Annotated in this window: 31 protein-coding genes; 25 read left to right on the forward strand and 6 right to left on the reverse strand. The window is 36.7% G+C overall.

Annotation, left to right across the window (positions count from 1 at the left end):
- The first annotated feature begins 4 nt into the window (after positions 1-4).
- The 9 genes from ACHUFV_RS02510 (at position 5) to ACHUFV_RS02550 (ending at position 6723) form a co-directional block, all read left to right on the forward strand.
- A complete protein-coding gene (locus ACHUFV_RS02510) occupies positions 5-1312 on the forward strand; it encodes an ammonium transporter (protein WP_394232030.1) in 1308 nt (435 codons plus the stop codon).
- A 132-nt stretch (positions 1313-1444) separates the two neighbouring features.
- Positions 1445-1819 (forward strand): LPXTG cell wall anchor domain-containing protein, encoded by a 375-nt coding sequence (locus tag ACHUFV_RS02515; protein WP_394232031.1) that lies wholly within the window; start codon positions 1445-1447, stop codon positions 1817-1819.
- A 50-nt stretch (positions 1820-1869) separates the two neighbouring features.
- Positions 1870-2556, forward strand: coding sequence for a class D sortase (locus ACHUFV_RS02520; protein ID WP_394232032.1), 687 nt, complete (start codon positions 1870-1872; stop codon positions 2554-2556).
- A gap of 178 nt (positions 2557-2734) precedes the next feature.
- Positions 2735-3208 (forward strand): hypothetical protein, encoded by a 474-nt coding sequence (locus tag ACHUFV_RS02525; RefSeq protein ID WP_394232033.1) that lies wholly within the window; start codon positions 2735-2737, stop codon positions 3206-3208.
- Positions 3209-3448: 240 nt separating this feature from the next.
- Positions 3449-3904 carry an SRPBCC family protein gene (locus ACHUFV_RS02530; protein ID WP_394232034.1) on the forward strand — a complete coding sequence of 152 codons (456 nt, stop codon included), beginning with the start codon at positions 3449-3451 and terminating at the stop codon, positions 3902-3904.
- 113 nt (positions 3905-4017) lie between these two features.
- Complete coding sequence (locus ACHUFV_RS02535) at positions 4018-4668, forward strand: YdeI/OmpD-associated family protein (RefSeq protein WP_394232035.1); 651 nt, start codon at positions 4018-4020, stop codon at positions 4666-4668.
- A gap of 136 nt (positions 4669-4804) precedes the next feature.
- A complete protein-coding gene (locus tag ACHUFV_RS02540; protein WP_394232036.1) occupies positions 4805-5200 on the forward strand; it encodes a VOC family protein in 396 nt (131 codons plus the stop codon).
- Between the two features lie 374 nt (positions 5201-5574).
- Complete coding sequence (locus tag ACHUFV_RS02545) at positions 5575-5952, forward strand: hypothetical protein (protein WP_394232037.1); 378 nt, start codon at positions 5575-5577, stop codon at positions 5950-5952.
- A gap of 129 nt (positions 5953-6081) precedes the next feature.
- Complete coding sequence (locus tag ACHUFV_RS02550) at positions 6082-6723, forward strand: hypothetical protein (RefSeq protein ID WP_394232038.1); 642 nt, start codon at positions 6082-6084, stop codon at positions 6721-6723.
- Between the two features lie 130 nt (positions 6724-6853).
- Here the strand turns inward: ACHUFV_RS02550 and ACHUFV_RS02555 are convergent, their stop codons facing one another.
- Complete coding sequence (locus tag ACHUFV_RS02555; protein WP_394232039.1) at positions 6854-7570, reverse strand: FadR/GntR family transcriptional regulator; 717 nt, start codon at positions 7568-7570, stop codon at positions 6854-6856.
- A 256-nt stretch (positions 7571-7826) separates the two neighbouring features.
- Here ACHUFV_RS02555 and ACHUFV_RS02560 point away from each other — a divergent pair, with 256 nt between their 5' ends.
- From ACHUFV_RS02560 to ACHUFV_RS02585, 6 genes are all read left to right on the forward strand, one after another.
- Positions 7827-9161 (forward strand): aromatic ring-hydroxylating oxygenase subunit alpha, encoded by a 1335-nt coding sequence (locus tag ACHUFV_RS02560; protein WP_394232040.1) that lies wholly within the window; start codon positions 7827-7829, stop codon positions 9159-9161.
- Complete coding sequence (locus tag ACHUFV_RS02565) at positions 9158-9751, forward strand: aromatic-ring-hydroxylating dioxygenase subunit beta (RefSeq protein WP_394232041.1); 594 nt, start codon at positions 9158-9160, stop codon at positions 9749-9751. Before ACHUFV_RS02560 ends, ACHUFV_RS02565 begins: the two co-directional genes overlap by 4 nt.
- Before the next feature lie 88 nt (positions 9752-9839).
- Complete coding sequence (locus tag ACHUFV_RS02570; RefSeq protein WP_394232042.1) at positions 9840-11342, forward strand: glutamine synthetase family protein; 1503 nt, start codon at positions 9840-9842, stop codon at positions 11340-11342.
- A gap of 103 nt (positions 11343-11445) precedes the next feature.
- Positions 11446-11676, forward strand: coding sequence for a hypothetical protein (locus tag ACHUFV_RS02575; protein ID WP_394232043.1), 231 nt, complete (start codon positions 11446-11448; stop codon positions 11674-11676).
- Positions 11673-12380: a gamma-glutamyl-gamma-aminobutyrate hydrolase family protein gene (locus ACHUFV_RS02580; RefSeq protein ID WP_394232044.1), complete on the forward strand. Its 708-nt coding sequence runs from the start codon at positions 11673-11675 to the stop codon at positions 12378-12380. The genes ACHUFV_RS02575 and ACHUFV_RS02580 overlap by 4 nt, the downstream gene beginning before the upstream one ends.
- 269 nt (positions 12381-12649) lie before the next feature.
- The gene (locus ACHUFV_RS02585; RefSeq protein WP_394232045.1) at positions 12650-12934 is read left to right on the forward strand and encodes a DUF3219 family protein; all 285 of its coding nucleotides are present in this window, start codon (positions 12650-12652) and stop codon (positions 12932-12934) included.
- Positions 12935-13065: 131 nt separating this feature from the next.
- On the opposite strand, the gene ACHUFV_RS02590 is transcribed toward ACHUFV_RS02585, so the two are convergent.
- Positions 13066-13701: a pentapeptide repeat-containing protein gene (locus tag ACHUFV_RS02590; protein WP_394232046.1), complete on the reverse strand. Its 636-nt coding sequence runs from the start codon at positions 13699-13701 to the stop codon at positions 13066-13068.
- A gap of 318 nt (positions 13702-14019) precedes the next feature.
- Here ACHUFV_RS02590 and ACHUFV_RS02595 point away from each other — a divergent pair, with 318 nt between their 5' ends.
- The 5 genes from ACHUFV_RS02595 (at position 14020) to ACHUFV_RS02615 (ending at position 16535) form a co-directional block, all read left to right on the forward strand.
- Positions 14020-14487, forward strand: coding sequence for a phage tail protein (locus tag ACHUFV_RS02595; protein ID WP_394232047.1), 468 nt, complete (start codon positions 14020-14022; stop codon positions 14485-14487).
- A 93-nt stretch (positions 14488-14580) separates the two neighbouring features.
- Positions 14581-14754 carry a hypothetical protein gene (locus ACHUFV_RS02600; protein WP_394232048.1) on the forward strand — a complete coding sequence of 58 codons (174 nt, stop codon included), beginning with the start codon at positions 14581-14583 and terminating at the stop codon, positions 14752-14754.
- 43 nt (positions 14755-14797) lie between these two features.
- Positions 14798-15103 (forward strand): hypothetical protein, encoded by a 306-nt coding sequence (locus ACHUFV_RS02605; RefSeq protein WP_394232049.1) that lies wholly within the window; start codon positions 14798-14800, stop codon positions 15101-15103.
- Between the two features lie 14 nt (positions 15104-15117).
- Positions 15118-15999 (forward strand): FAD:protein FMN transferase, encoded by an 882-nt coding sequence (locus ACHUFV_RS02610; RefSeq protein WP_394232050.1) that lies wholly within the window; start codon positions 15118-15120, stop codon positions 15997-15999.
- On the forward strand, positions 15996-16535 hold the full coding sequence (locus ACHUFV_RS02615) for an iron reductase (protein ID WP_394232051.1): 540 nt from the start codon (positions 15996-15998) through the stop codon (positions 16533-16535). Before ACHUFV_RS02610 ends, ACHUFV_RS02615 begins: the two co-directional genes overlap by 4 nt.
- 106 nt (positions 16536-16641) lie before the next feature.
- On the opposite strand, the gene pssA is transcribed toward ACHUFV_RS02615, so the two are convergent.
- The 4 genes from pssA to ACHUFV_RS02635 form a co-directional block, all read right to left on the reverse strand.
- Entirely contained in the window at positions 16642-17328 is a 687-nt protein-coding gene (gene pssA, locus ACHUFV_RS02620) for a CDP-diacylglycerol--serine O-phosphatidyltransferase (protein WP_394232052.1), read from the reverse strand.
- A 31-nt stretch (positions 17329-17359) separates the two neighbouring features.
- Complete coding sequence (locus tag ACHUFV_RS02625) at positions 17360-17953, reverse strand: DedA family protein (protein ID WP_394232053.1); 594 nt, start codon at positions 17951-17953, stop codon at positions 17360-17362.
- 534 nt (positions 17954-18487) lie between these two features.
- Entirely contained in the window at positions 18488-18919 is a 432-nt protein-coding gene (locus ACHUFV_RS02630) for a hypothetical protein (protein ID WP_394232054.1), read from the reverse strand.
- 392 nt (positions 18920-19311) lie between these two features.
- Positions 19312-19914 carry a nitroreductase family protein gene (locus ACHUFV_RS02635; RefSeq protein ID WP_394233354.1) on the reverse strand — a complete coding sequence of 201 codons (603 nt, stop codon included), beginning with the start codon at positions 19912-19914 and terminating at the stop codon, positions 19312-19314.
- Positions 19915-20208: 294 nt separating this feature from the next.
- Here ACHUFV_RS02635 and ACHUFV_RS02640 point away from each other — a divergent pair, with 294 nt between their 5' ends.
- From ACHUFV_RS02640 to ACHUFV_RS02660, 5 genes are all read left to right on the forward strand, one after another.
- On the forward strand, positions 20209-21750 hold the full coding sequence (locus tag ACHUFV_RS02640) for a flotillin family protein (RefSeq protein WP_394232055.1): 1542 nt from the start codon (positions 20209-20211) through the stop codon (positions 21748-21750).
- Positions 21751-21924: 174 nt separating this feature from the next.
- Positions 21925-22374 carry a hypothetical protein gene (locus ACHUFV_RS02645; RefSeq protein ID WP_394232056.1) on the forward strand — a complete coding sequence of 150 codons (450 nt, stop codon included), beginning with the start codon at positions 21925-21927 and terminating at the stop codon, positions 22372-22374.
- 463 nt (positions 22375-22837) lie between these two features.
- On the forward strand, positions 22838-23749 hold the full coding sequence (locus ACHUFV_RS02650; RefSeq protein ID WP_394232057.1) for a polysaccharide deacetylase family protein: 912 nt from the start codon (positions 22838-22840) through the stop codon (positions 23747-23749).
- 29 nt (positions 23750-23778) lie between these two features.
- Positions 23779-24426, forward strand: coding sequence for a YkyA family protein (locus tag ACHUFV_RS02655; protein ID WP_394232058.1), 648 nt, complete (start codon positions 23779-23781; stop codon positions 24424-24426).
- Between the two features lie 193 nt (positions 24427-24619).
- Complete coding sequence (locus ACHUFV_RS02660; protein WP_394232059.1) at positions 24620-25006, forward strand: iron chaperone; 387 nt, start codon at positions 24620-24622, stop codon at positions 25004-25006.
- Positions 25007-25097: the final 91 nt, after the last annotated feature.

Genomic DNA, 25097 nt, shown 5'->3' on the forward strand with positions numbered 1-25097 from the left:
GATTATGGAATTAATGTTTATAAATACCATATGGATTGTGCTAGCATCAGCAATGGTGCTATTTATGGAAGGTGGATTTAGTTTACTAGAATCTGGTTTTGTTCGGACCAAAAATGCTGTCAACGTTACGATGAAGATTTTTGTTGATTTAACATTAGGTACTTTAAGTTTTTGGCTAGTTGGTTTTGGTATCTTGTTTGGACAAGATTCATTTGGAATCATCGGAACCAGCCTATTTGGCAGTCCAGAGCAGATTGATCTTTCTATTGAATTACCGGGTGCAGCCTTCGTACTGTTTCAAATGGGTTTCGCCGTAGCCTGTGTTTCGATTATATCCGGTGCAGTAGCTGAGCGAATGAACTTCAAAGCCTATATTATTACCGTCGCACTTATTTGTATTATTATTTATCCAATTTCAGGTCATTGGATTTGGAACAGTAATGGATGGCTGGCGGAATTGGGCATGAAGGATTTTGCCGGATCAGCCTCTATACACGCGTTAGGTGGATTTGCTGCATTTGCGATGGCTAAATGGTTAGGGCCTAGAAAAGGCAGATTTAATTCAGACGGAAGTGCCAATGTTTTTGCACCAAGTAATATTCCTTTAGCTTCAGCTGGTGCCTTTATTTTATGGTTTGGTTGGTTTGGCTTTAATGCAGGAAGCACGTTAGATGCCTCTAATACAGACCTGGCATCGATTGCCCTTAATACCATGCTTGCAGGGGCAAGCGGGGGTACAGCAGCCCTATTTTTAACAATGAAAAAGTTCGGTAAAGCAGACCCAAGTATGACGATTAATGGCGTATTAGCTGGCCTAGTGGCCATTACAGCTGGATGTGCTTTTGTATCACAATGGAGTGCTATTGTCATTGGGATTATCAGTGGTGTTATTGTAATTTATGCTACCTTATTAATTGACAATTTACAAGTAGATGACCCGGTGGGTGCTGTAGCAGTTCACGGCTTCAATGGTGTGTTTGGAACGATCGCTGTTGGATTGTTTGATCAGTCACAGGGGCTCTTCACAACAGGTGATTTATCTCTTCTAAAAATCCAACTATTAGGTGCAGCAGTAGTCGTTGTATGGGGTCTTATTGGCGGTACATTTATCGCAAAGGTTTGTGAAAAGACTGTTGGTTACCGCGTTAGTACACGTGAGGAAGAAGAAGGCTTGGATATGTCCTACCACGGTATTCCAGCCTATAACGAATTAGAACGCTTTACAGATATTCCAGGAAGCTTGTATGATTTTGAAGAAACAACTGGGATTTCTGTTGCACCGGCAGGCAGTAGAAAAGAGAGGGTTATTTGAGTACCTATAGGTGCCAGGCACCATCCATAAATTGGATGGTGCCTGGCACCTTTTATTCTTTTCAGCATTCGAATAATTAAATATAGACTCGCCATACTAAGGGGGTACCAACCTTAGAAAGGAGATACATATATGAAAAAATGGATAATGGCAGTACTAGTGTTTTTGCTTGTGTCCACCATGTTTTCAGTAGGAGCACTAGCACAAGCTGATCGTGATTGCGGTGAGTTCACAACCCATCAGGCTGTAATGGATTTTTGGTACTCCAACGGCTACAGTGCAACAAATGATCCTCATGATTTAGATCGTGACAATGACGGACTTCCTTGTGAAGTATCGAAAGGCGAATATGATGCATATGTAGCAAACAAAAAGGCTGCTGGTGGAACAACTGGAGGTACATTACCAAATACAGCAACAAATAATGTACCTATGATGCTAGCGGGTGCGGGTATTGCTGGAATGGGACTTCTTCTTGTCTTACGCCGCAGGAAAGTTAACGAATAAAGAGTTACGGCAGGAGAAATTCCTGTCGTTTTTCTTACGCGGAGGCTTACATGGTGAAACGATTGATTGGAATAGGTATGATATGCATAGGCTTCACATTCATGATTTATCATTATAAAGAATGGGAAATGGGCCGTTCCTCAGCACAAGAATTGACAGAGGAAGATTTACAAATCTATCAGCAGGAAAAAATTCAACCTGAATCTGAATTAAAAATAGAAGAAAATACCGCACCTACACCACATAAAAACTCCATTAACAGCCAGATACCAAGTACCGAGGTTCAAACTTCATCAGGGGAAAAAATTGGTTTTTTGGTCATCCCTAAAATCAATCAGAAATATTCGTTATACTGGGGAGCTGACAAACAAGTCCTAAAAAAAGGAGTTGGGTTGTATGTTAGTGAACTAACGACAGATCCTTATGGTGGAGGACATACTGTATTGAGCGGGCATCGTGATACTGTTTTTTACCGGCTTGGAGAGCTGAAGATTGGAGATCAATTAAAGGTTGAATATGGTAAACATATGTTTACCTATCAGGTCAAAAAAATATGGATAACAGACGCCCAAGATCAGACAGTTATTGTAAAAAAGTCCGAACCAACCCTGACTCTCACAACATGTTACCCATTTAATTATATAGGGAATGCACCTAAGAGATATATTGTTCAAGCAGTATTTATTAACAAATCAGAAAAGATTGATAAGAGGAACTCACATGAAACTACATCATGATTCTCTCTCTATCAGCATCAATAAACAAGGGTGCTTTGTCCATTAAGGGTGAAGTACCCTTGTTCTGTTTTAACACAAATATGAATCAAGTTAACAACACAAATAAATGAGAGTACAAGTTGATAGTCAAATAACAACTGAATAGGATGTGGTAGACAAAAGAAAGGATGTGCTCTTCATGTTTCCAAATTATAATCATGTCTTTTATCAGCATCCATATGATCAGTTAAATTACTATCAAGGAGTACCATTACATTCTGAAGACTTTTATTATAAAGGTTTTGATGGAAGAATGTTTGGTCCTATGTCTCCTTCACAAGGAGGACCTACAGGAGGACCAATGGGACCACCACCAGGATCACCTGGATTTCAAGGACCTGGTCAAGGCTCACAATCCGGACCACCCAGTGCTCCGCCACCATCCTACGTTCCAGCTGAAACACAACAAGTTGAGGGGTTTGCCATTGATCCTGGCGGAATTAGACGCTGTTTATTTAGATATACCTATGTGTGGCTAAATAATCGCCAGCAATTTTGGTTTTATCCGACATTTGTAGGTCGCACTTCTGTCTCTGGCTGGCGTTGGACCGGTTTTAATTGGATGTTCTTTGGAATAAGTCTGAGACAAATTCAATCGTTTACTTGTGTGTAATTATAAATTGTATGCATCCCTGCAGAGTTTTTTTCTGCAGGGTTTTCTTTGTTTTGCAATAAAGAATACATTCTACTACACCCACCATCAGAAAGTTTGCTTGAAAGGAGCAGCAATAATTAACTCCACTTGAAGGAATAAGAAGATAATTAGTTGAACTTATAGTTAAAACGGTATCAGTATTGAACAATTGATTAACTACTTTCATTGAAAAAACTTAGTTTTAAGGAGGAAGTTCATTTGGGTATACGATTTGAATTTAAAAGAACGATCCATGTCCCCATTGAAAAAGCATACATAGGTTTGCTGGATCTTGATTCTGCGAAACATTGGATGCATGGTTTAGTAAGAATGGAACGATTAAATGATGGTCCAGTATGTGTGGGAAGTGAGTGGAGAGAAACGAGAAAGATGTTTGGAAAAGAGGCTACTGAACATTTTGAGGTAATCGAACTCAATGAACCTGATAAGATTGTACTGCGTTGCGATGGAACAAAAGGTACAACAGGTAAAGGAGAATTTGTGTTTACTTACATTCTTACTTCATCGGATAATCAAACCGAGGTTACGATGAATGGTGAGATTAATGAACTTACAGGATTAGCTAAATTCATTGGAAAAATGGTGGCCGGGACCTTCAAGAAAGCATGTGAAAAGGATTTGGATGCATTAAAGGTATATCTAGAGAGTGAATGAATTTAAGTTGACTTTGGTTTTAGACAAAATAGTTTGTCCATACTGCGTTATACTTAATATAATTAATAGGTATGAAATGATTTGTTCACAAGTTGATAAAGGAGAAGTTTATTATGACTATAATCACCAAATTAAATCTCAGCAAATATAAAAATCTTGCCGTACTGAATGAGCCAGATGATTATTCGGTGTTTAACGAATATAAGACGGCACTTTCTGGTGAGCATGATGCAATTTTCATCTTTGTTAAAACAATTGATGAAATGGTGAACTATACTCGACGCATTATTAATGAGGATCAATTACTTGAAAAAGGATATGTATTCTTTGCCTATCCGAAAAAAGGGAACAAACGATATGATACGTTCGTTCACCGCGATGAGATCTTTCCTGCCATGAAGGTTGAAGAAGATGGCTATGTAGAAAATAGTGATTTGAAATTTTCTCGGATGGTAAGTATGGATGATGTGTTTACCGTTATAGGAATAAAACGTGAGAAAAAGAAATCGCAGAAGTCAGCAGCAGCAAGTCAATGTGTAGCAGATTATGAAGAAAATGTAAAAGATGTTGAAAAAATATTAGTCGATTATCCGAATGAACTTAAATTCTATAAAGAATTAACTTCAGGTTATCAAAAAGATTGGGCACGTTATATCTTTTCTGCAAAGCAGGAGAAAACACGTGTCAAACGGCAAGAACAAATGGTTGATATTCTATCACAAGGATATAAAACAATTGATTTATATCGAGCTCAAAAAAAATAACGATTCGGTAATAACAAAAGGAAACTGTATAATATTTCCTGTTTTTTGCAATAATGAAAAAGGGATAGACTATCTATTGATAGAATACATACTAGGATGTTAACGCAAACAATTGATTGAATCGTAGGAGGAGAAGATGGGAAGATTAATTCATTTCGAAATTCATGTAGATAATATGGATCGGGCTAAAACGTTTTATGGAGAAGTATTTGGCTGGACTTTTCAAGACTGGAGTGAGTATGCAGGAATGCCATACTTCGGTGCAGTAACTGGCGATGACACTGAACTTGGCATTAATGGAGCATTGATGCAGAGACAAGGTCCTCCACCAGAACAAGGTCAGGCATTGAATGGCTATGCATGTACAATGGGAGTTGAAGACTATGACTCAATTGAAGCAAAAATTCTTGAAAACGGCGGCAAGGTAGCTTTGCCAAAACATGCATTACCAGGAATGGCGTGGCAAGGCTATTATTTTGATCCGGAAGGAAATATCTTCGGTATCCATCAACCAGACGAAAATGCAAAATAATTAGAGCCGGAAACCATTTTTCCCAAAATTTTTTTATCGAATCATATAGAAACTGAGTTCCAATAAAAAGGATAGAGGGACAGCACACATTGAGCAATTACAGCTTGGCTTAAGTGCTGTTCGTCTGTCCTTTTTCTCTTTGTTACCTCTAACAATTTATACTCAAGCCAAGCTCGAAGATAACAAAGGACTTAACTTCCGACCGCTGGAATAAAGGATTTCTAGTTGAAGATTTTAGAAGGATGATATATTGTGAAGATGATTTTAACCTTGATAAGTAAGCGCGAGGTTTTTCACTTTTTAGGGTTATTTTGCTCTTCTTATTTAGGCAAACTTCAAGCTATATTAAGAGACGAAAAGAGGACAGTACTAAAATGGAAAACGTATCAAGTACAGAAAAGCTGGAATCAATAAAATCCTTCCAATCAACAATTCGAAAAACCGAAAAGGCCTTGGCTCAGATGAATCAAAAAAGCGCTAATATAACTTTAATAACGAAACGACTTAATGCTCTTCAAATTGGTTTAGCCATACTAGAAACCATTTGGAATCAAAGTCAAACTCCTCAGCATTACACCCAGACGGATTTTGTTGAGGCTCGCAATGTTCTTGCTAGTTTATTCCCATCCATCGAGAGCATCTATGCTAAGTCCAAAGAAGGCAGTCCTCAAAGAACGCTGTTAGAAAGAAGAATAAAAGCATTGCAATTAGCTATTCAGGCGATAGACGATCTTTCCGAACGGAACGTATGATGTTTATATTTTAAATTCATTAAATATATCCTAAAGGATAACGTATTTGGAGCAAGTAGTACATTTATAATAACGTTGGTGAAAAAGGAGATGTGGTACATTTTATAGTCGATAATAAGGAGGGGAAGCATGAAAAAACCTGTAATAATAATAGTGTCTATTCTAGGTATTCTGTTATTGGGGATTATGATTCTAGTTATTTCTTTTTATATCGGGATGATGCCGGATAGTGATAAAGAAGAAATGATAAGAAATGATGCTGAAGAATATATTAATCACACCTTCAACGATAACTTCGAGGTATATGATACATTGTATGATAATATGGGGAACTTTGAGTTTGAATATGCAGCAAAGGTACGAGATAAGGTACATAAAATTGATTTCCTCATTTACCATGACAGCGAAACAAGCGAGCTTGTCGACACCTATGTTGCAGATAAATGGATAAAAGAGTTAGAGAATGATATTCACCCATACATAAATGAGAATTTTGAAAAGGTAAATGAATTTCACGTGTATATTGATGATGAAATTGGACAAGATTTAAAACTAAGCCCTATGGATTCAGGAAGTTACAAAGAATATCCTGTTTCTCCGATTATCCGTATTACTCTATCAAGAGAAAAGAGGAGTCAAGATGACATAGCTGCCAATACGTTCATTTCATATATAAAAAACGAAGAAATTCTTGAGCATGGGACTGTTATTTTGGCTTATATCGATGCAAAGGGCGTCATATTGGATGATGAATGGAGTCGGAAATTTTAAAGAAAAATCGTTAGTTTCTTGATGCATCAATATTTTCAGGATGCGGTTGGATAAGAGAATATGTGTGTAGTGTGTATAGGAAGGGATCGATTGATCTCTTCCTTTTCTATTATGGCTAAATAACAGGTGTTTACTGACCCGCTTGAATATATTTTTTGGCGTAGTACAAATGCTTTTCCATTTCCATCGAGGCTTTTGTAGGGTTCTTCTGCCTGATTGCTTCTAATAGTTCAGAAAGACCTTGAAGGATATACTTTTTATTTTCCATTGGAATATAAGGTGGTCTTTCCTCTGTAATTTGGATAATAGAGGTCATGATTGCTTGGGATAGTGGGTTATGTGCACTTTTACAAAGTAAATAATGAAATTGGATATCGATATGTAACAGCGTTTCTACTGAAAGGGACTCCCAATTCTTGTGGTTAAGGCATTGTTCTAAATCAAATAATTCTTTTTCTGTTCTTCTTAGGGCTGCGAGACTTGCTGCAGGTATTTCAATCATTTTCCGTAGTTCAAATAAATCTTGATGTGTGACGGTTTGGGAAATAAGTGAGAGGTTGAAAATTTCATATATATTTTGTGAAATCTTTTCTGGCGGGAAGTCGCAAACTTTATAGGCTCCGAATCGATTGGAAATGGGTTCAATAATCTCATAATCTAATAAATAGCTTATGGCTTCTTTTATGGTAGGGCGACTGACTCCAAACTGGTCTGCTAACGTTGATTGGGAGGGAAGCGGCTGCCCGTATGGAATTTTCCCAACTATGATCGCTTGTTTAATAGACTTTGCAATTTGTTCCGGAATCGATAATAAATGAATGTTATTTAAAAAATCTGTTGATACCATTTCACAACCTCCAGATCTATTGCTTGTGATAGGTGATATAAAAGGATTTAAGAAGTTAAATGATATCCAAGGTGTTTCAAATAAATTCACAATATTCTAATAATTAATTATATTAAAACTATCGATATATTGTCAACTTCCTAAGTGTAAAGATTTATTACAGTTTTAGTTATTGACCAAAGGTTAAATATTCAGTAAATTCAAACTATTAAATGTCTTAAAGAAAAGCTTGAAATGACCATTTGGAGGGAAGCTAATGTACAATTGGGATAAATTGGTTCAAGATGATCGGGTACATCGTACTGTTTATACAGATCCTCAGATTTTTGATGAGGAAATGGTTAAGGTATTTGGACAACATACCTGGGTTTATTTAGCACATGAAAGTGAACTCCCGGAAGTCAATGATTATAAAACAGGCTATCTTGGCAAAAGACCCATTATTATTCAAAGGGACCAACAGGGCAAGATTCGAGCTATTTTTAACCGCTGTACACATAGAGGTGCAACACTGTGCCGCATGGAAAGTGGGAAAGCTAAGCAATTTACCTGTCCGTACCATGGCTGGAATTTTAAAAATGACGGCAGTTTTGTAGGTGCACCATGGCCAAAAGCATATGGTGATCAATTAAAGTCCCCTGAATTTAATCTTAAACAGGCTCGAGTAGAAACCTATAAAGGATTTATTTTTGGTACATTAAACGAAGCTGGGCCCAGTCTTGAAGAGTATTTAGGAAATGCCAAAGTGCTATTGGATCAATGGTTAGAGCATAACGGCGGTGCAGAAAATATCCGTATCACCAGCAATGCCCATCGCAAACTTATGAAATGTAACTGGAAGTTTGTCTATGATAATGCGGCAGATGGATATCATGTTACTTTTTCTCACCGCTCGCTTTTAGGTATTAATGAGAGATATCTAAAAGCTGGGGAAAAGGAAAGCGATATGGTCTATTTTACGCAAAAGCCGGATGACGGCCCTATGTATGTGCAATATTTAGGTAATGGACACATCTTTTTAGACCAGCGGCCGTCTTATCAAGGGGGAGACGGTAAGTTCTGGAGCCAGCAGCGACCTCAGCCTGGAAGAGAGGCGTTGGAAGAACAAATGGTGCAGAAGTATGGAGAAAAAGCGTATCGATATTTAGATCAAGCAGTGGGTTCACAAATGAATTTAACAATTTTCCCTAATCTACTATTAGTTGGTAATCAGATTCAGGTAGTGGAACCAATAGCAGCTGATCAAACCCAGATCGTCTGGTATGCCACAACAATCAATGGTTATCCAGAGGAAATAAATACATTAAGGATGAGAACACAGGAGGATTTTCCTGCATTTGGTGAACCAGATGATGTGACGAACTGGGCAGAATGCCAGCGCGGTCTATCGATTCCGGAAGTTGAATGGGTCTTTCTAAATAGGGGACTGACGATGACTGAGGCACATCATGTGGATGAAAATGGAGTGATTACTGCACCTGTGACAGATGAACTTCCAATACGGGGCTATTTTAGTGAGTGGAAAAGAATCATGAGTGAGTCGAAGGTCAAAGCTGACTATGAATCTATTAGAAGGGAGATGTCTTATTGAATACCCATGCAAAGGAACAAAACACTTCCATCTATTCGTATTATGTGAACGATGATTTTTATCGAGAGTTACTCAATGAATTATCGGTATGGGACGGGGATTTAGAATTAGAGGACCTTGTCGTACGTAATCAATGTGAAAAAATTATTGTAAAGGAATGCAGACTGCTGGATGAATATCGATTTGATGAGTTTTTATCATTATATACAGATAAATGTTTATACTGGATTCCAATTAAACCAGGTGGAGGTGATCCACGGATAGAAGTCAGTCATGCGTTTGATGATCGCAGGAGACTAGAAGATAGAATCTATCGATTACGAACAGGATATGCGTATTCACAGCTGCCGATGTCTAGAACAAGAAGAATGCTAGGCAATTGGGAAATGGGATATGGAAACACAAATGATGTTGTTTTTGCCCGCTGTAATTTTCAACTATCAGAGTTACGTGTAGGAGAATTAAGACAATACAATGGCTGGTATGGGTATAAATTAAAAAAAGTAGAGGGTCAATGGAAAATTGACGTGAAAATGGTAAATCTCATTAACTCTGACCAAGGTCATGAAAATATGACATTTATGTTGTAATTCCACTTTTCCTAAACTCTTTTTTAAACTATCAAACTTACTCTAAACAATCCGTTTTATTAAAATTGATGGAGAGGATCGTGTATGTATGGCTGAAACCTTATCAAAATTAGATGAAGGATTTATTAGTAAATATCAATTATGGACAGAGGAACAAAGAGCAGCGGCAGAAAAAATCATTGCAGATATTGAAGAAAGAGACTTTTTAATTGTCCGAGTTGCCTGGACCGATCCACATGGGATGCTGAAAAGCAAAAGAGTACCGAAAAATGTATTTCTTAGTTCCTTAAAAAATGGTTTGAATATTAGTACGGGTACGTTCATATTTGATACAGCCTATGCCGTTGTGTTTAATCCATTTATTCCTGGTGGCGGATATGGGGTACCCGAAATGACTGGTTGTCCAAACGTTACCCTTGTACCTGACCCACTGTCATTTAAATATATTCCATGGACAGACCGCACAGCAATTATTATGTGTGATATCTATTTTACAGACGGAAAACCAGTTCCTTTTTCTGCGAGACAGGTATATAGAAATGCATTATCCAAGCTCCACGAACGAAATATGGAAGTGATGGTTGGCTTGGAGGTCGAATGGTATTTAACAAAAATTGAAGACCCTATGTTAGATGTAGAGCATAATGGAAGCAATGGATTTCCACCTGTAGCACCGAAGGTCAAAACGGTTGAACATGGTTATTGGTATCAAGGTGATCCGTTTGATCAAGAAGTACACGATTTTTTAGAGATTTTAGCTGAGAACCTTATGAAAATGGGAATGCCTTTAAGAACAATGGAAAATGAAATGGGACCAGGACAATATGAATTTGTTTTTGATCCTATTCCAGGAATGGAAGCGGCCGATACTTTCATGTATTTTAAATTGGCTGTAAAGCAATTGGCAAAAATGCATGGTTATTTAGCAACCTTCATGTGCCGGCCTCATTTAAAAGGGTTCTATTCAAGTGGATGGCATTTACATCAATCGATTGTTGACAAAGAGACTGGTGAAAATCTGTTTATGGACGAACAGGAGCCAATCAGCCAGCTTGGCAAGCATTATATTGCAGGTATCTTGGAGAGTGCCCGTGCTGCTTCCGTATTTACCACACCTACAATCAATGGTTATAAACGATTTAAGCCAAATTCATTAGCTCCTACCCGGTTAGTATGGGGTGTATTTAACCGCGGCGTGATGATCAATGTACACGGGAAAGCCGGAGATCCAACATCCCATATTGAAAATCGGGCAGGTGAGCCAGGCGCAAATCCATATCTATATATCGCATCCCAGATCCTTTCAGGCTTGTATGGTGTGGATCATCAATTAGATCCAGGTGTACCTAGTGTAACTCCATATGAAGAAAATCGCCCATCCCTTGCGCTAAGCCTAAATGAAGCAGTGGATGAATTAAAAAATAATGAAATGTTCCTTGAAGAAATGGGCACAAGCTTTATAAACTACATTGTTGCCTTAAAAGAAAGTGAAATGGGACGTTATCAGCAATACATTAAAGAGGCAGATATTCAAAATGCTGACGAGGAAACAACTGAGTGGGAGCAAAAGGAATACTTTGAAATGCTCTAATAAATTACTGGTTCACATTAAAGCGGTGGGGGACAGTCCCCCACTTCATTAACGCGCTATAGCAGTGGGGCAGAGCCCTCCACTTATAAAGGAGTATTGATATATGGATGAAAAAGAGCTGCTTATAAAGGAGCTAAGTAAGTATAAGAGTTTGGCATCCGCCGTAATAGATGCGGAGTTTTGGGATTACTCTGTTTATGAAGAGCTGCCTGATGATAGCTGGGTCGCGATTGATCGGAAGGATTATGATCGAATCATGCAGTGTATTCATCAAATAGATCAAATTAAGCCATGGAAATCGAGCATGGAGAAGAGATTGGAGCATTATCGATGAGCAAAAAACTAGTAGGGTTTGTCGGGAGACATCATTATTTAAAAACTTCATCGGATCCTCTCGATATCACTTTTCTAGCATCGGATAATCTAACCTTTTTTCAAAAATTAGGTTATCATACGGTAGTAATTGATTCTCGTAATAACGTGGATATTATTGATAGATTAGATGTTTTGGCGCTTGTTGGAGGATTTGAGGATATTGATCCAAGTCTTTATGGCGCTGAGCGTCATCCACTGACGGCTGGCTGTAATAAAAGCCTGGATGAATTTGAAATCTCTGCCTTTCACTTTGCCAGAAAGAAAGGCATTCCAATCATCGGGATATGCCGCGGCTTTCAATTGATCAATGTTGCATTAGGGGGGACCTTATATCAGGATACCTCCTTAATCCATACAGATATCCAACACCATACAGGGAAATACACAGAGCCTGCACACCAAGTTAAAACCACTGGATGGCTGAAAGACGTGATAGGGGAGAAGCCAGCAGTAAACTCTTATCATCACCAAGGCATAGATCAGTTGGCTTCAGATTTGACTCCGCTTGCATGGGCAGAAGATGGAGTCATTGAAGCCTATGAGTTGAAGGATTCAACATCCCCACTATTTGCTGTGCAATGGCATCCAGAGTTATTGAAGGATGAGCTTAGTTTTCGCTTAGTGGAAACTTATTTGAATAAGTCATTAAATATACTGAAATAACCAAATACATATCAGCATTCAAGGTAAATTTTATTGGATGCTGGTATGTATTTTTTTATTCATAGCTTCATTATTCAGTTGTAGATAGTCGTTCTAGCTTGTTGCTCTTTGGGTTGATCATAGGAGTCTTCGTGCCTTACACTGAAATCAACAGAGGGTCATATTAATTTTATTAACGCCTCCTATCCTTAAACGAACAGAATACTAATCGATTTGCTGCTCTATCATCTAAATGATATTCTTTTAATAAAAAAAGCGGAGACGTTTCGATGGTAAAAGAAATTATATTAAATAATACTTTAATAAAAGTGAACAGTTATGAACAAAGAACAGTGAGTCATTTACATGAAATCTCAGTTGATTTTGAGGTCACGAGTAAGGAGTATCATGAAATAACAACGTTATTATACCAAGGAACATTTGATATAAAAGTGCCTGAAAGAGACCTATCGTTTAGAGGTACCATTAAGCAATATTCTACTTCGATTGCAAATTTGTATGAAGAAGGCCAGATTGGTGATTATTCACTAACGATGCTTGAAGTGAAGAATTAACATAGAGGATCATGAAGTATTTTAGAAGGTAGCCTCTCTTTTGACAGTCTTCGGGAAACCTACTTTGATACAGAACAATCCGAATTAAGGGCCATTTTCTTGAAATGGCCCGATTAGCGAACAAAACAAGACTACGCTTTAATGATCAACCCCATAAGGGATGCAAAGCGAATAGCTTGATCAGTTGATACCTTACAACCTTTTAAATCATTCATTGAAACAGTAAGTGATTCAAAAGTAGAGGAGCTAATATCTATTCCTTTTAGTGATGTTTGTTCAAAGTTTGCTTCATTGAGATTACATAAATCGAATTCAACCTTTTTTAGTTTACAGTCATAAAAATCTGCATTTTGTAATGATACCTCTTTAAAGATAACTTTTTCGAGTTTTGAGTTTCCGAAAGTAGCCAAGTTTATTATCGAGTTCTCAAATTTAACATGGCCAATGTAGGATTCCGTAAATTCGCAACCGACTAATTTACTGTTAAGAAATTCAACCCTATGGATGGAGGATTTGCTCATATTTACATTTGATAAATCACAATTTTCGAAACGAACATCAGTCATATCTATATTACTGAAATCTGTATTAGTAAACTTGCAATTCTTTATTTCTACATTATATAGTCGTACTCTTTCAACTGCCTCATTTGTAAAATCAGTGTCGGCAATGACACACATTTCAAGCATTGGATCTTCTTCAATGAAAATATCATGAAAATTCCTCTCAGATAACTTAGGAGAAATCTTTGGAATATCAATTTTCATATAATACCTTCTTTCGGATAATTATTAAATAGCTAACTAGCGAAATGTAGTATATCATAAAAAAATGTTGTCAGATATGTTTAAGCTGTGTTTGGTGAATGATAAAAAGAGTAATACCTCGCATTCTTTGGAATCTATAAGAGTTTTAGCTGCATTACTCATGGGTAGTATAGTAATAATCTTTTTTGTAGACCTTCTATAACATCGTCTGTACTTCTCTGACCTTGATATCTTTACCTAAGGCATATAAATAGCTTAGTTTATTATGAAATGTGTATTGTGTATTCCTGTTGTAAGGAAATAAAGGGAGGAATGAAAATGGTCTATATCGTTGATTTTAAAAATGTGTCCACAGTGGGTCTAGAATCTTCACCCGTAGCTGAAGCGTTAGCTGGTTTACGTGCTAATGAGGCTAGGTACTTTATGAACAAATACAAGCATGAATTTACGGTTGTACCAGCTATAGAAAGTCAAGAGACAGTTAAGTATGTGAATCGAATTTTGAAGGAAGAACGTGATATTGAGTTTGCAGCCAAACCTTTAGAAACGTCACGTGTTCAAGTGGAAAACATCAAATGGGTCTTTGTCTTTTATGAGGATGGTCTGGCAGTTAACGTCTTGTATACGGTTGACAGGCCTAAGCCGAAGCGGGCCGTAGGTTTTAAGCTTTCTGAGGGGATGGAGGTACCAAAGGAGTTGGAAGGAAAGTTTAAGTTTGCAAAGCAGAGGTCTAAACTTGCTGGAACCATTCGGGGCTCTTTTTTTGTCATTAAAGGCGAATATTAATGGAAGCAATAGCACGTGTGGGGTCATTCAGCCAATATTTTTGCTTGCAATCGGAACGGAGTGGTCCATAACAATTATTAAGAAAAGTCGATATTGTTTAGGCCAAAAGAGATCACCTTAGGTGATCTCTTTTGCGTTGAACAGAACAATGATTCACAGGAAGATTCAAATGCTCTAAATCAATTAGATTTATATGTCTTTAAGGTTGGTTTAAGCTTTGTTCAGCATAATAGAAAACAGAAACCAGGAAGGGAGAAAGAAAAATGAATAAAAAGTCAAATGGTCTGTTATTTCCATTACTTCCGCGTCTTTGCTGGCGTTTGCCGGGCTTGTTGCCGGCAATACAGAAAAAGGAGCTGACAATACTACAGTTGCTGCAAATATCGATGAAGGGGTACAGGATAATTTATCGGATATCCCAGATTCAAGTAATTCAACTGAAACAAATGATTTTGGAACCAATGATGGTGAAGAGTTTTTCCACGGACATGGGCATGACCAGCGGGGAGACCAGGAACAGCCTAGCCAGGACTCAGAAAGCAGTCAGGACCAATATTTTCAAGCTCCATCCGGCGGGTTTGAACAGGGAGCAGGAAGCTCGGGGTCTTCCCATTGATAGAATTTTCAGCAATGAACTCAACAATCAGGCTGTGTGGGATCGAAGCTTCGTTTCAGGAAAGGGTGCAAAGCTTGTTTCTTCAATTTGAACAGACAGCAAGCAGATTTTTGCCGGACAATCCGCTTGCTGATTTGAATCAAAGTCCACTCGATGTTCCCGTATATTTGGAAGAAACCCTGGCAGAGCTGTTGTGGAAATCTATCGTGCTCTCCCGAAAGGTGAATTATGTCATCCACCCATTTATCGGTGATGTTATGAAGTCAATTGGCTATACCAGCTCATTTTCATCGGACTTTAATCCGAAAATGGATGGGATTCAGTCTCAGCAAGCAAGTTTTTGGGAGGAACCAATTGAAAAGATAGCAAGCCGCTGGATCATAAAGAAGAGTAATTTTTCATTTGACTTTGGAGGATTTGGCAAAGGGTACATTGTTGACAAGGCAATAAATCTACTCCATAAGGAGAATGTAAAGGATGCATTAGTCAATGCTGGCGGAGATTTGTATGCGATAGGCAGACACCAGGTAGGGATTGAACATCCATTGCTTAAAGGAAAGGATATGCTGAGATTTTATATAGAAGATAACTCGCTCGCCACTTCCGGGAAAAACCTTCGGACATGGAGTTCAAAAGGGAAGAGGTATCATCATATTGTTAATGGGAGGACCGGAGCCGTTGCCAATAATGGAGTCCTGCAGGCATCCGCGATTGCTAGTACAGTGATGGAGGCTGAAACGATTTCAAAGGTATTCTGCATTCTTCCTTTTAAGGAAGCCAAGGCTCTGGTAACAAAACAGTTTTCAAACTTTGCTTACTTTATCTATTTTGATAACAGTCAAATGGCCGTTGGCGGGAATTCGACACTATACTCAGATTTGGAGGTTGCTATATGAATTGGATTTGGTTTTTGGTTAGAATTACTGGGCTTGCTGCATACCTGCTGTTGACCTTGTCTGTGTTAGCCGGAATTTACCGGCATATTCCGCGGAAGAAGGCTCCAATACTTGAATTCCATCAAATCATTGGACAAGTTGCGCTGCTTGGAATTGCCTTGCATGCATTCCTTCTCTTTTTTGATCATTACGAGCCCTATTCCTTGTCTACTGTTTTAATACCATTTATGTCGGAAAATCATCGTTTTCTTATAGGCATTAGAACCATTTCTGCCTATCTGCTCATTTTGGTAGTGGTGACCTCGGATTTCATGAAAGCAGTTGGAAAATCAGCCTGGAAAAAAGCCCATTACCTTGTGTTTCCCGTTTGGTTCCTAGCATGGCTCCACAGCGTCAACATAGGATCTGATTCTGGAACGGTCTGGGCCCAGGGACTCTATTGGGGCAGCTTCGTAGCAGTTTTACTATCCACTTTTTATATGGTAGTAGGAATCAATCGGAAGAATAAAAGTTCGTATCTTGAAGAAAGAGCCTAAATCCTGAAAGGTTTAGGCTTTTTGCATGTAAGTAATATCTCTGTGGGGATTGCTTTTTACTTATAATAGATACACTCGAACCTCTTATCATATCAAGGCAGTTCCATTATGTATTTCTTTTAAATTTAATGAAACGATAGGAGATATAAATAAGATAGAGCGGGGTCGCCACATATAATAAATAAGGAAATTTCCCGTGTGATTCTATATTGACTACAAATAATAATGCTCCTAAAAAGATGGTGACAATCGTACCATACTTAGGTAAAGGCACTTGTTTAAAGCTTGGAATTTTGATTGTACTCACCATCAAAAAACATAAAGCAGTAAAAATAACAATGGTAATAACACTCGGTATCAGCTTATTAAATAGAGTTAATATTGCTAGTATTCCACCAGCAGCCGTGATGGGAACGCCGGTAAAATGCTTGCTAGATTCCTTTTCTGGTGTCACATTAAATCTTGCCAAACGGTATGCCCCAAATAAGGGGAATAGTCCTGCGACAGCAAAGCCAATCATGCCATTATTATGCAATATTGTGTAATACACTAAAAAACAGGGGGCAACCCCAAATGTTACGATGTCTGCTAAGGAATCTAATTCTTTTCCTATTTGACTTTCTACATGCAGCATTCTAGCAATACGTCCATCCATACTATCTAGCATCATCCCGATTAAAACTAAAACGGCAGCATTTTTAAATTGATGATCAGCGGCATATCCAATTGACAGGAAACCACAATATAAATTACCTAACGTAAAAATATTAGGTATACTTTTCTTTATTTCCATAGGTTCTCTTCACCTTAATTATAAGTAATAGTTAGTATTTTTTCTTTGGTGCTCGATGTGAAATGAAGAAATATACAAGCCAAATAAAGAATAGGATCCACATTATTTTTGAAAACTGGGGCAGATAATGTGTGATGATCACCCAATTACTTCCCAAAATGTTTCCGAGCATGATAAAAGAAGAGACCCAAATGACCGCACCTAGGTAAGCAAAAAAAGCAAAATACAAATAGCGATAGGTGGTAATACCTGCAATATAGGCCGTTATATGTCTGACTCCTGGTAAAAAATAACCACTCAATAAGAAAACTCCACCATATTTGTGAAATCGTGTATGAACCCAGTCAATATTCTTTTCTGATATTTTAACTCTTGGACCAAATCGTCTGATAAACGGAAGACCAAGCTTTTGACCTAGTAAATAACTAATCGATATTCCGATGATGGCCCCAACCATAGCAATCAAAAGGGCATAGTACAGTGACATCTTACCAAGAAAAACATTATATCCAACATAGGTAAGAAAGATCTCATCAGGCATAGGGAGTCCTACAATGCCTAGTATAAGAACAATAAAAATAATGAAATAGCCATAATGTTCAACAAGGCTTTCCAAATGGGTCATTAAAAGGCCCTCCACCCCGTAAATGATATATAAACTCACTCCCATTAATAATTTAAAAATCCTGTTTAAATCATTAAGATAATCCGATGTCAACGGAGGAGCTTGACTAACTTTTGTCATTATACCATAGGAACTAAATAGCCGTGAAGCACCGGAGTATTTTTGTTGTTATATCATTTATTGAATGAATCTTTGTGAAATTGAACTTAACTGAATTATTAAGTGCCTTTAGAATTTAACATGGTACCGAGCGGACTCTGTATAAGATAAAAAGAGGGAATGTTTATTGCTAGGGATAATGCGGCATAAATCAAAGGAGTAATAAGTCGTTTAATGAGCACTTGTTAGGAGTAAGTATAAGAGAATTGGTCGAACAATAAGTGGCGAATATCCACTTTTTTAATAAACCGTTTCTATTCGCCTAACATATTTCAAATGGAATTTAACAAGCTGAATACCGGAGTTTTGGCAGTCAGGACGGATAGATCCCAATTTTAAAAACAATATTTTCGAGCTGTACCAATAACCCAACTATTATTCTACTCCCTTAACTAACATTTTATTTACTTCACGTGTTTTGTCATATGACTCCAATAATGGTTGAGGCACTATATTTCTACCATATTCCCAAGCATTCTTTTCGATTTCAGATTTAAGCCTTTCTTTTTCTACGTCATCCCCATACATTAGAATCCTTAAATCATGTTTGTTTTTCTTGAAATCTAAATAATACCCGATTTCATGATATAGAATAATTTTAACGAGGTTTTCATTTGATTCTTTCAACTGTACTTTCATAATGCTTATATAACCATTAACCTTAAGATAATTAAACTTTATCGTATTGGTGGATACATTATAACTCATAGGTGCGGTTAGTTCGTTGTTGAACTCATACTTAATATTTAAATGATGTTCCTCTAATGTCTCTTTAATTATTCTCTCGATATCCCAAATATATAGCATTTAGTATTCCTTTCTTAAAAACAAAAATTGCAAATGATCTAATTACTGAGAAAGATGGTGATTCTATCTCTATAAAACATATGATAGCCTAATAAGGATATTATGTGAATATTATAAAATTCATAGAATCGAAAAACTGGATTATCATGACTTTGAAGGGGTAATTTCGGATACAAATGGTAGGTTATTTTCTAAAAGAATGAGGTACGATAGGGAGTAATTTTAATGTCTGGTGGTATCTATATTTATAGAATAACGGAGAACGTGTATAAATGAATGAACTAGCATATGATTCGGAGGATTTATTAGAAGGTTTAGTTAAAAAGAAGCAGCGATACTAGAATTCCAAGTTTATTTAGGGAAACACCAAATAGAGTTTCCCTTTTAATTCATTACTTAATAACCAATACTCGTTCTTCAATCGGTTGAAATTCTTTTTCATTCGGAGCTGCTGTTGGTTTACCGAATGGCATTTGGGCAATGAGTTTCCAATTACTCGGGATATTCCATAATTCTTTTACCTCGTCATCAATCAATGGATTGTAATGTTGTAAAGAAGCACCAAAACCTTCTAGTTCTAATGCTGTCCATAACGTATTTTGAAGCATTCCAGAAGTTTGTTGAGACCATGTAGGGAAGTTATCTTTATATAATTCAAATCTTTCTTCAAGAGATTTTACAACATCTTGATCTTCAAAGAATAATACTGTTCCATATCCATTTCTAAAATTATTCAATTTAGTTTCTGTTGGTTCAAAGTTTTCTGCCGGAACAATTTTTCGTAACGTTTCTTTCGTCATATTCCATAATGTGAAATGAGCTTTACCCAATAGTAGAACTACTCTTGAACTTTGGGAGTTCATAGGTGAGGGATTATGTAATACAGCCATATTGATAATTTCTTGGATTTTCTCATCAGAAATTACAGGTTCATTACTAATTGAGTAATACGAACGTCTTTCCATTATTGCTGAATAAAAGTCTTTTGTAATCATCTTTTCCAAAACCTTTGTCATATTGTTTATCCCCTTGTCGAATTTCGTAGAATGTTGGTATTATTTCATAAAAATTTATTAATGACAAATGAATTGCTTTTTTATTTTGTCTTTTCCAATACTCTGACTTTTAATTTCTTTACTAAATGGTTGATCATACGTGTGGAGGATTAAGCCATTATTCAGTTAAACTTTAGTGTTTTATAATAAATTGTGTGAATATTGAAACATATTCGCAAATCAATCGTACATATTAATATGTATTTTAAATACTAAGGGGAAAGAGGGGATGAGATGTTAAAAGCTATTATTTTTATTCTACCATTTCTTGTGTTATTAGGAATTGCAGCAGTGATTGGGTTCCTTACCTATAAATTTAGGTATCGAGCGGCTAAATCGAACCAGGCTTTAATTATTACAGGTCCAAAGCTAGGCGACCCATTTAAAGAACAAAATATATTCACCGATGAAGAAGGCCGTGCGATAAAGATTATTCGTGGCGGTGGACATTTATTAAAGATGAATCAAACCTCTACACCTGTTGATTTAACATCGTTTCAATTGAAGATGACTACTCCGAAGGTCTATACAAACGGTGGGGTACCCATTATTGCGGATGCAGTAGCAACCGTTACTGTGGCAGGAACCTTGAAAGGAATAGCAATCTACGCTGAACAATTTCTAGGAAAGAAACAAGAAGAAATTGAAGAAGAAATCTCTGAGGTATTGGGAGCAAACCTCCGAGCCATATTATCCAAAATGTCTGTGGAGGCCATTAATGCAGACCGAGAAGCGTTTAATAATCAAGTGACAGAGGTAGCTCAAAAGCAATTAGATGAGATGGGATTCAAAATCACTTCATTAGGGTTAACGGATTTACGGGATGCTGACCCCAACAATGGATATTTAGAAAACCTAGGTCGACCGCTTATTGCAGAAGCACGGAAAACTGCCGAGACCGCTGAAGCGAATAGTGACAAAGAAATACGTATCTATAAAGCTAATGCAAATAAAGAGGCTCAAGAGGAAGAAATTAAGCGTCAAACAGAAATCGCAGAATCCAATAAAATTAAGGATCTTAAGGACGCAGCTATTAAAGAGGAAACAGAAAGGGCTCGAGCAAAAGCTGAGCAATCATATGAATTAGAAAAAACCCGTTTATCTAAAGAAGTACAAGAAGAGAGTCTAAAATTATTAGCACAAAAGAAGGAAGAGGAGTTACGAATTCAACAGCTTGAACGTGAACGCCAGGTAAAATTAGAGGAAGAACAAGCGAAAATTCGTAAAGCAAAAGCAGATGCTGACTATTATGAAACAACAAAAAGGGCCGAAGCAGAAGCAAGAAAAGCAGAAATTGATGGTCAAGCACAGGCGAAAATTAAAGAAGAGCAGGGATTTGCAGAGGCAAAAATTAAACGAGAGCAAGGTCTGTCTGAAGCAGAAGTTATAAGACAAAAAGGGTTGGCTGAAGCTGAGGCTAAACGTCTATTAGCAGAAGCCATCGCTCAGCATGGAGAAGTGGTCATTATCGAAAAATTAATCGACATGTTACCACAATTTGCAAAAGAAGTGGCGAGCCCATTGAAAAATATTGAGTCTGTTAAAATCGTGGATACAGGCAACGGGGAAGGAATTGCTTCATATGGAAAAAGCATTGGAGCTACCATGTTGAACATTAAGGAACCGTTGAAGGAATTAACTGGTATCGATATATCCAAACTTCTAACTGATTTAGTCAACCGAGGCAACACACACACTACAGTTGTTATCCCTGAAAAGGACAGTAAGGCAATAGAACCCATTGCCAGTCATTCAGAGAATCATCAGGCTAAATAGGAATCTTATCTTCGAGATTTTCACTTTTTCAAATGATAGTCTCCGATGTTCCAAAGTTTGTCAGGATTAGTAGTAAATTGGAGTATAATTCATCCTCGAGTGCGATTGATGTTAAAATACAGTCTGTTACTATTAATATATAATTAAACTAAAGAAGAAAATGGGGAATGATAGATGAAGGAGATTATATTAATCCTAGCAGAGATCATTAACACAATGCATGATATTATTCTTAATCTAATGGAGTTTGCAGGCTTAGATTTAACTGATAAAGATTTGCATCTATGGATTATGGGAATAATTGGAATTTGCATCTTTGGCGGCACCCATCTATTCTTTAAATACCTTTCAAAGTATGGAATAACGGCGATTTCATTTGTATATACCTTTACAGTCATGGTTGTCATTGTATTTGCCATCGAGATCCAGCAGCAAATAACAGGGCGAGGGAATATGGAATTTGACGATGCCGTAATTGGTTTATGGGGGTTTCTATTATTCTTTGCCGCATTTCTTTTAATAAAAGCAATTCATAAAGGAATTAATAGCCAATTGAGTCGAAAAGATAATAAACCTACTAATCGACGATTTCGATCAGAGGGAAATAAACGGTCCTCGCAATAACACCTGGAAAAAATAAATTCTTCCTTGATTACTTATTTATTGACTAAGATACCATTCAAATTGTTAAAATGTGTTTTTTAATCTATTTAACATTATGGTAAGATGGATAAGTAACATGATCATCACTATGAAAGCTATCGATTAACATCTCAAGCCATAAAAAAAGCAGAAAATATGCAAAGTTATTCACTTGCATATTTTCTGCTTTTTTTATTCAAATTCCATTCGGTCAGGTTATCATATTTTTGAAAATTGTGGAATGCTACCTAGAATTTAGTAATTTTGTAATTTGAACTTAAATCGATAGTTTGTCATAATGATAATGTTTGAATATATAGAGTAAGCATTAGGAATAAATTGCTTAGAAAAAGCAGGACGAATTATCGATGCCTTTATTGCAAAATTTGTTGATGTATCATTAAATTTGTAGAAATATTAATTTCTAGTAATGGGGGGTTAAAAAGTGCCTAGGCGCAGGCGATTAAACTCTAGAGGTAAAATTGCTGTTACTGTTCTTTTAACCATTATGGTTGTCCTATTATCAGGACTGTTTGGTAAAGATGAAAAAAAAGCAGAAAATGAAAATGACACTAATAGAAAAGATATGTTTGAAATGATATCTTTTTCAACTGAGCCTGTAGCAGCTTTTGCTAATTCTACTTTAAGCCAATCGATTATTGAAAAGGAAAACAAAAAAATAGAAGCTGCTAGAAAGATAGAAGTGGCCAAACAAATGAAGCTGGACCAACTGGAAAAGGCCATTTTTCTTACCTTTGACGATGGACCAACGAATGTTACACAAGAATTATTGGATATTTTAGAAGATTATCAAATGAGAGCAACGTTTTTTATGATTGGTCCAAATATAAAAGAATATCCAGAAGTAGTAAAACGTATGCAAAAGGATGGATTCGCACTTGGATTACATGGCATTACACATGATGTAAAGAAAATTTATAGTAATGAATCTGCTCCAACAAAAGAAATGATAGAGAATCAGGGGATACTAGAAGACGTGACAGGAATACGTACGGAACTAATCCGCCTTCCTTATGGTAGCTTCCCCTATTTATCAGAGGCTATGCGTTATGTACTTGACCAAAATAACTTTAAGGTTTGGGACTGGAATGTAGATAGCTTTGACTGGAAATACAGAAATGAACAATATGTTCAACAAACCATTAGTGGTATTCAAAGTATGGAACAATCAGGTGTGTCTCCAGTAGTCCTTCTTCATGATACGAATGAAACCATAAAGTATTTGCCCAAACTACTATCCTATATAAAGGAACAAGGCTATGAAACGAAAATACTGACTAACGATATGCCACCATTGACATTTTCTTGTGAAGGACAATGTAGCTCTGTAAAATAGTTTCATTTTAATTGTAGGGGGTACGATACTTGAAAAAACGATTACTAATGGCGGTTGCGCTTGCCATCATGATAGGTTTAATTTTCACTCTGAATGGATGTCAGTCAGATCAAAAACAGGCTGCCAAAATACAAAAAATAATAGAGGAAGCTGCAACGTTTGAAAAGGATTTTGCTACTAACCAAACGGAACTTAATGAACTTAGAGAAAATGCGCGGTTGATATACATTGAATTGATTAATCTAAACATCAATGATAAGGACAGCATTAAGCAAAAGATTGAAGAAAGCTATACATACACGGAACAACAGCAGCTGTTAGTAAAGGACGCAAAAGAAAACTACCAAAAAGCTTATGCAACGACTTTAAAGATTGAGAAAAATATTAATAAGATTAAAGACGATGATCAAAAGAACCAAGCAACATTGCTACTTACCATTATGAATGAACGAAAAAAATTAATTGGCAGCTATTTTGAACACTATTATGAAAACTTAAAATTACAGAATACATTTTATCAACATTTTGAAAAAGAAAACATTAACTTGGAAAGCCTTAATGAACAGATTAACAAGATAAATGAACGCACCCAGGAGATGGGGGAGATTATTCAAGCATTTAATCAGTATACCCAACAGTTCATTGAAGCGGAAAAGAACTATTATCAAATGAATTAGCTGCAAGATGGAGGTTGCACTTCTGTCCTTCCTGAAGAAGATTTTTTTATAATCTTGTTACTATTAATGAATGCGAGTGCACAATTGCATTCACATAACGTACATAGTAAATTTTATATGAAAAGGGATGTTTACTTGTAATTATGAAATGATTTAATATTGAATGAAACATTATGATATAAGGTGGTAAACTTTGGAAAAAAATAATATACCTAAATCGATTGATGAATATATCTTACAATATCCTAAAGAGATTCAAGAGATACTCCAAAGATTAAGAAAAGTTATCAAGGAGTCCGCACCGACTGCTACGGAAAAAATAAGTTATCGAATGCCTACTTTTGTATTAGAGGGAAATTTGGTTCATTTTGCTGCATATCCTAACCATATTGGCTTCTATCCAACTCCTAGTGGAATCGATACCTTTAAACAGGAATTATCGGGATATAAAACCTCAAAAGGTGCCATTCAATTTCCGATTGAAACCCCCATCCCTTATGAATTAATTACACAAATAGTAAAATTTAGGGTTGCAGAAAATAAAAGTAAAGCTAAGGAGAAAGTAAAAAAGAAGAAGTAAACTACTTGATTCACTTTCTTGGTTTTTACTTTAAGATAAAGAATAAAAGTCATTTTTCACATACCTACCTAAAAATCTTAAGTCTGTCAGA

It is taken from the genome of Niallia oryzisoli (assembly GCF_043641075.1).
Classification (GTDB): Bacteria; Bacillota; Bacilli; order Bacillales; family Cytobacillaceae; genus Bacillus_BD; species Bacillus_BD oryzisoli_A.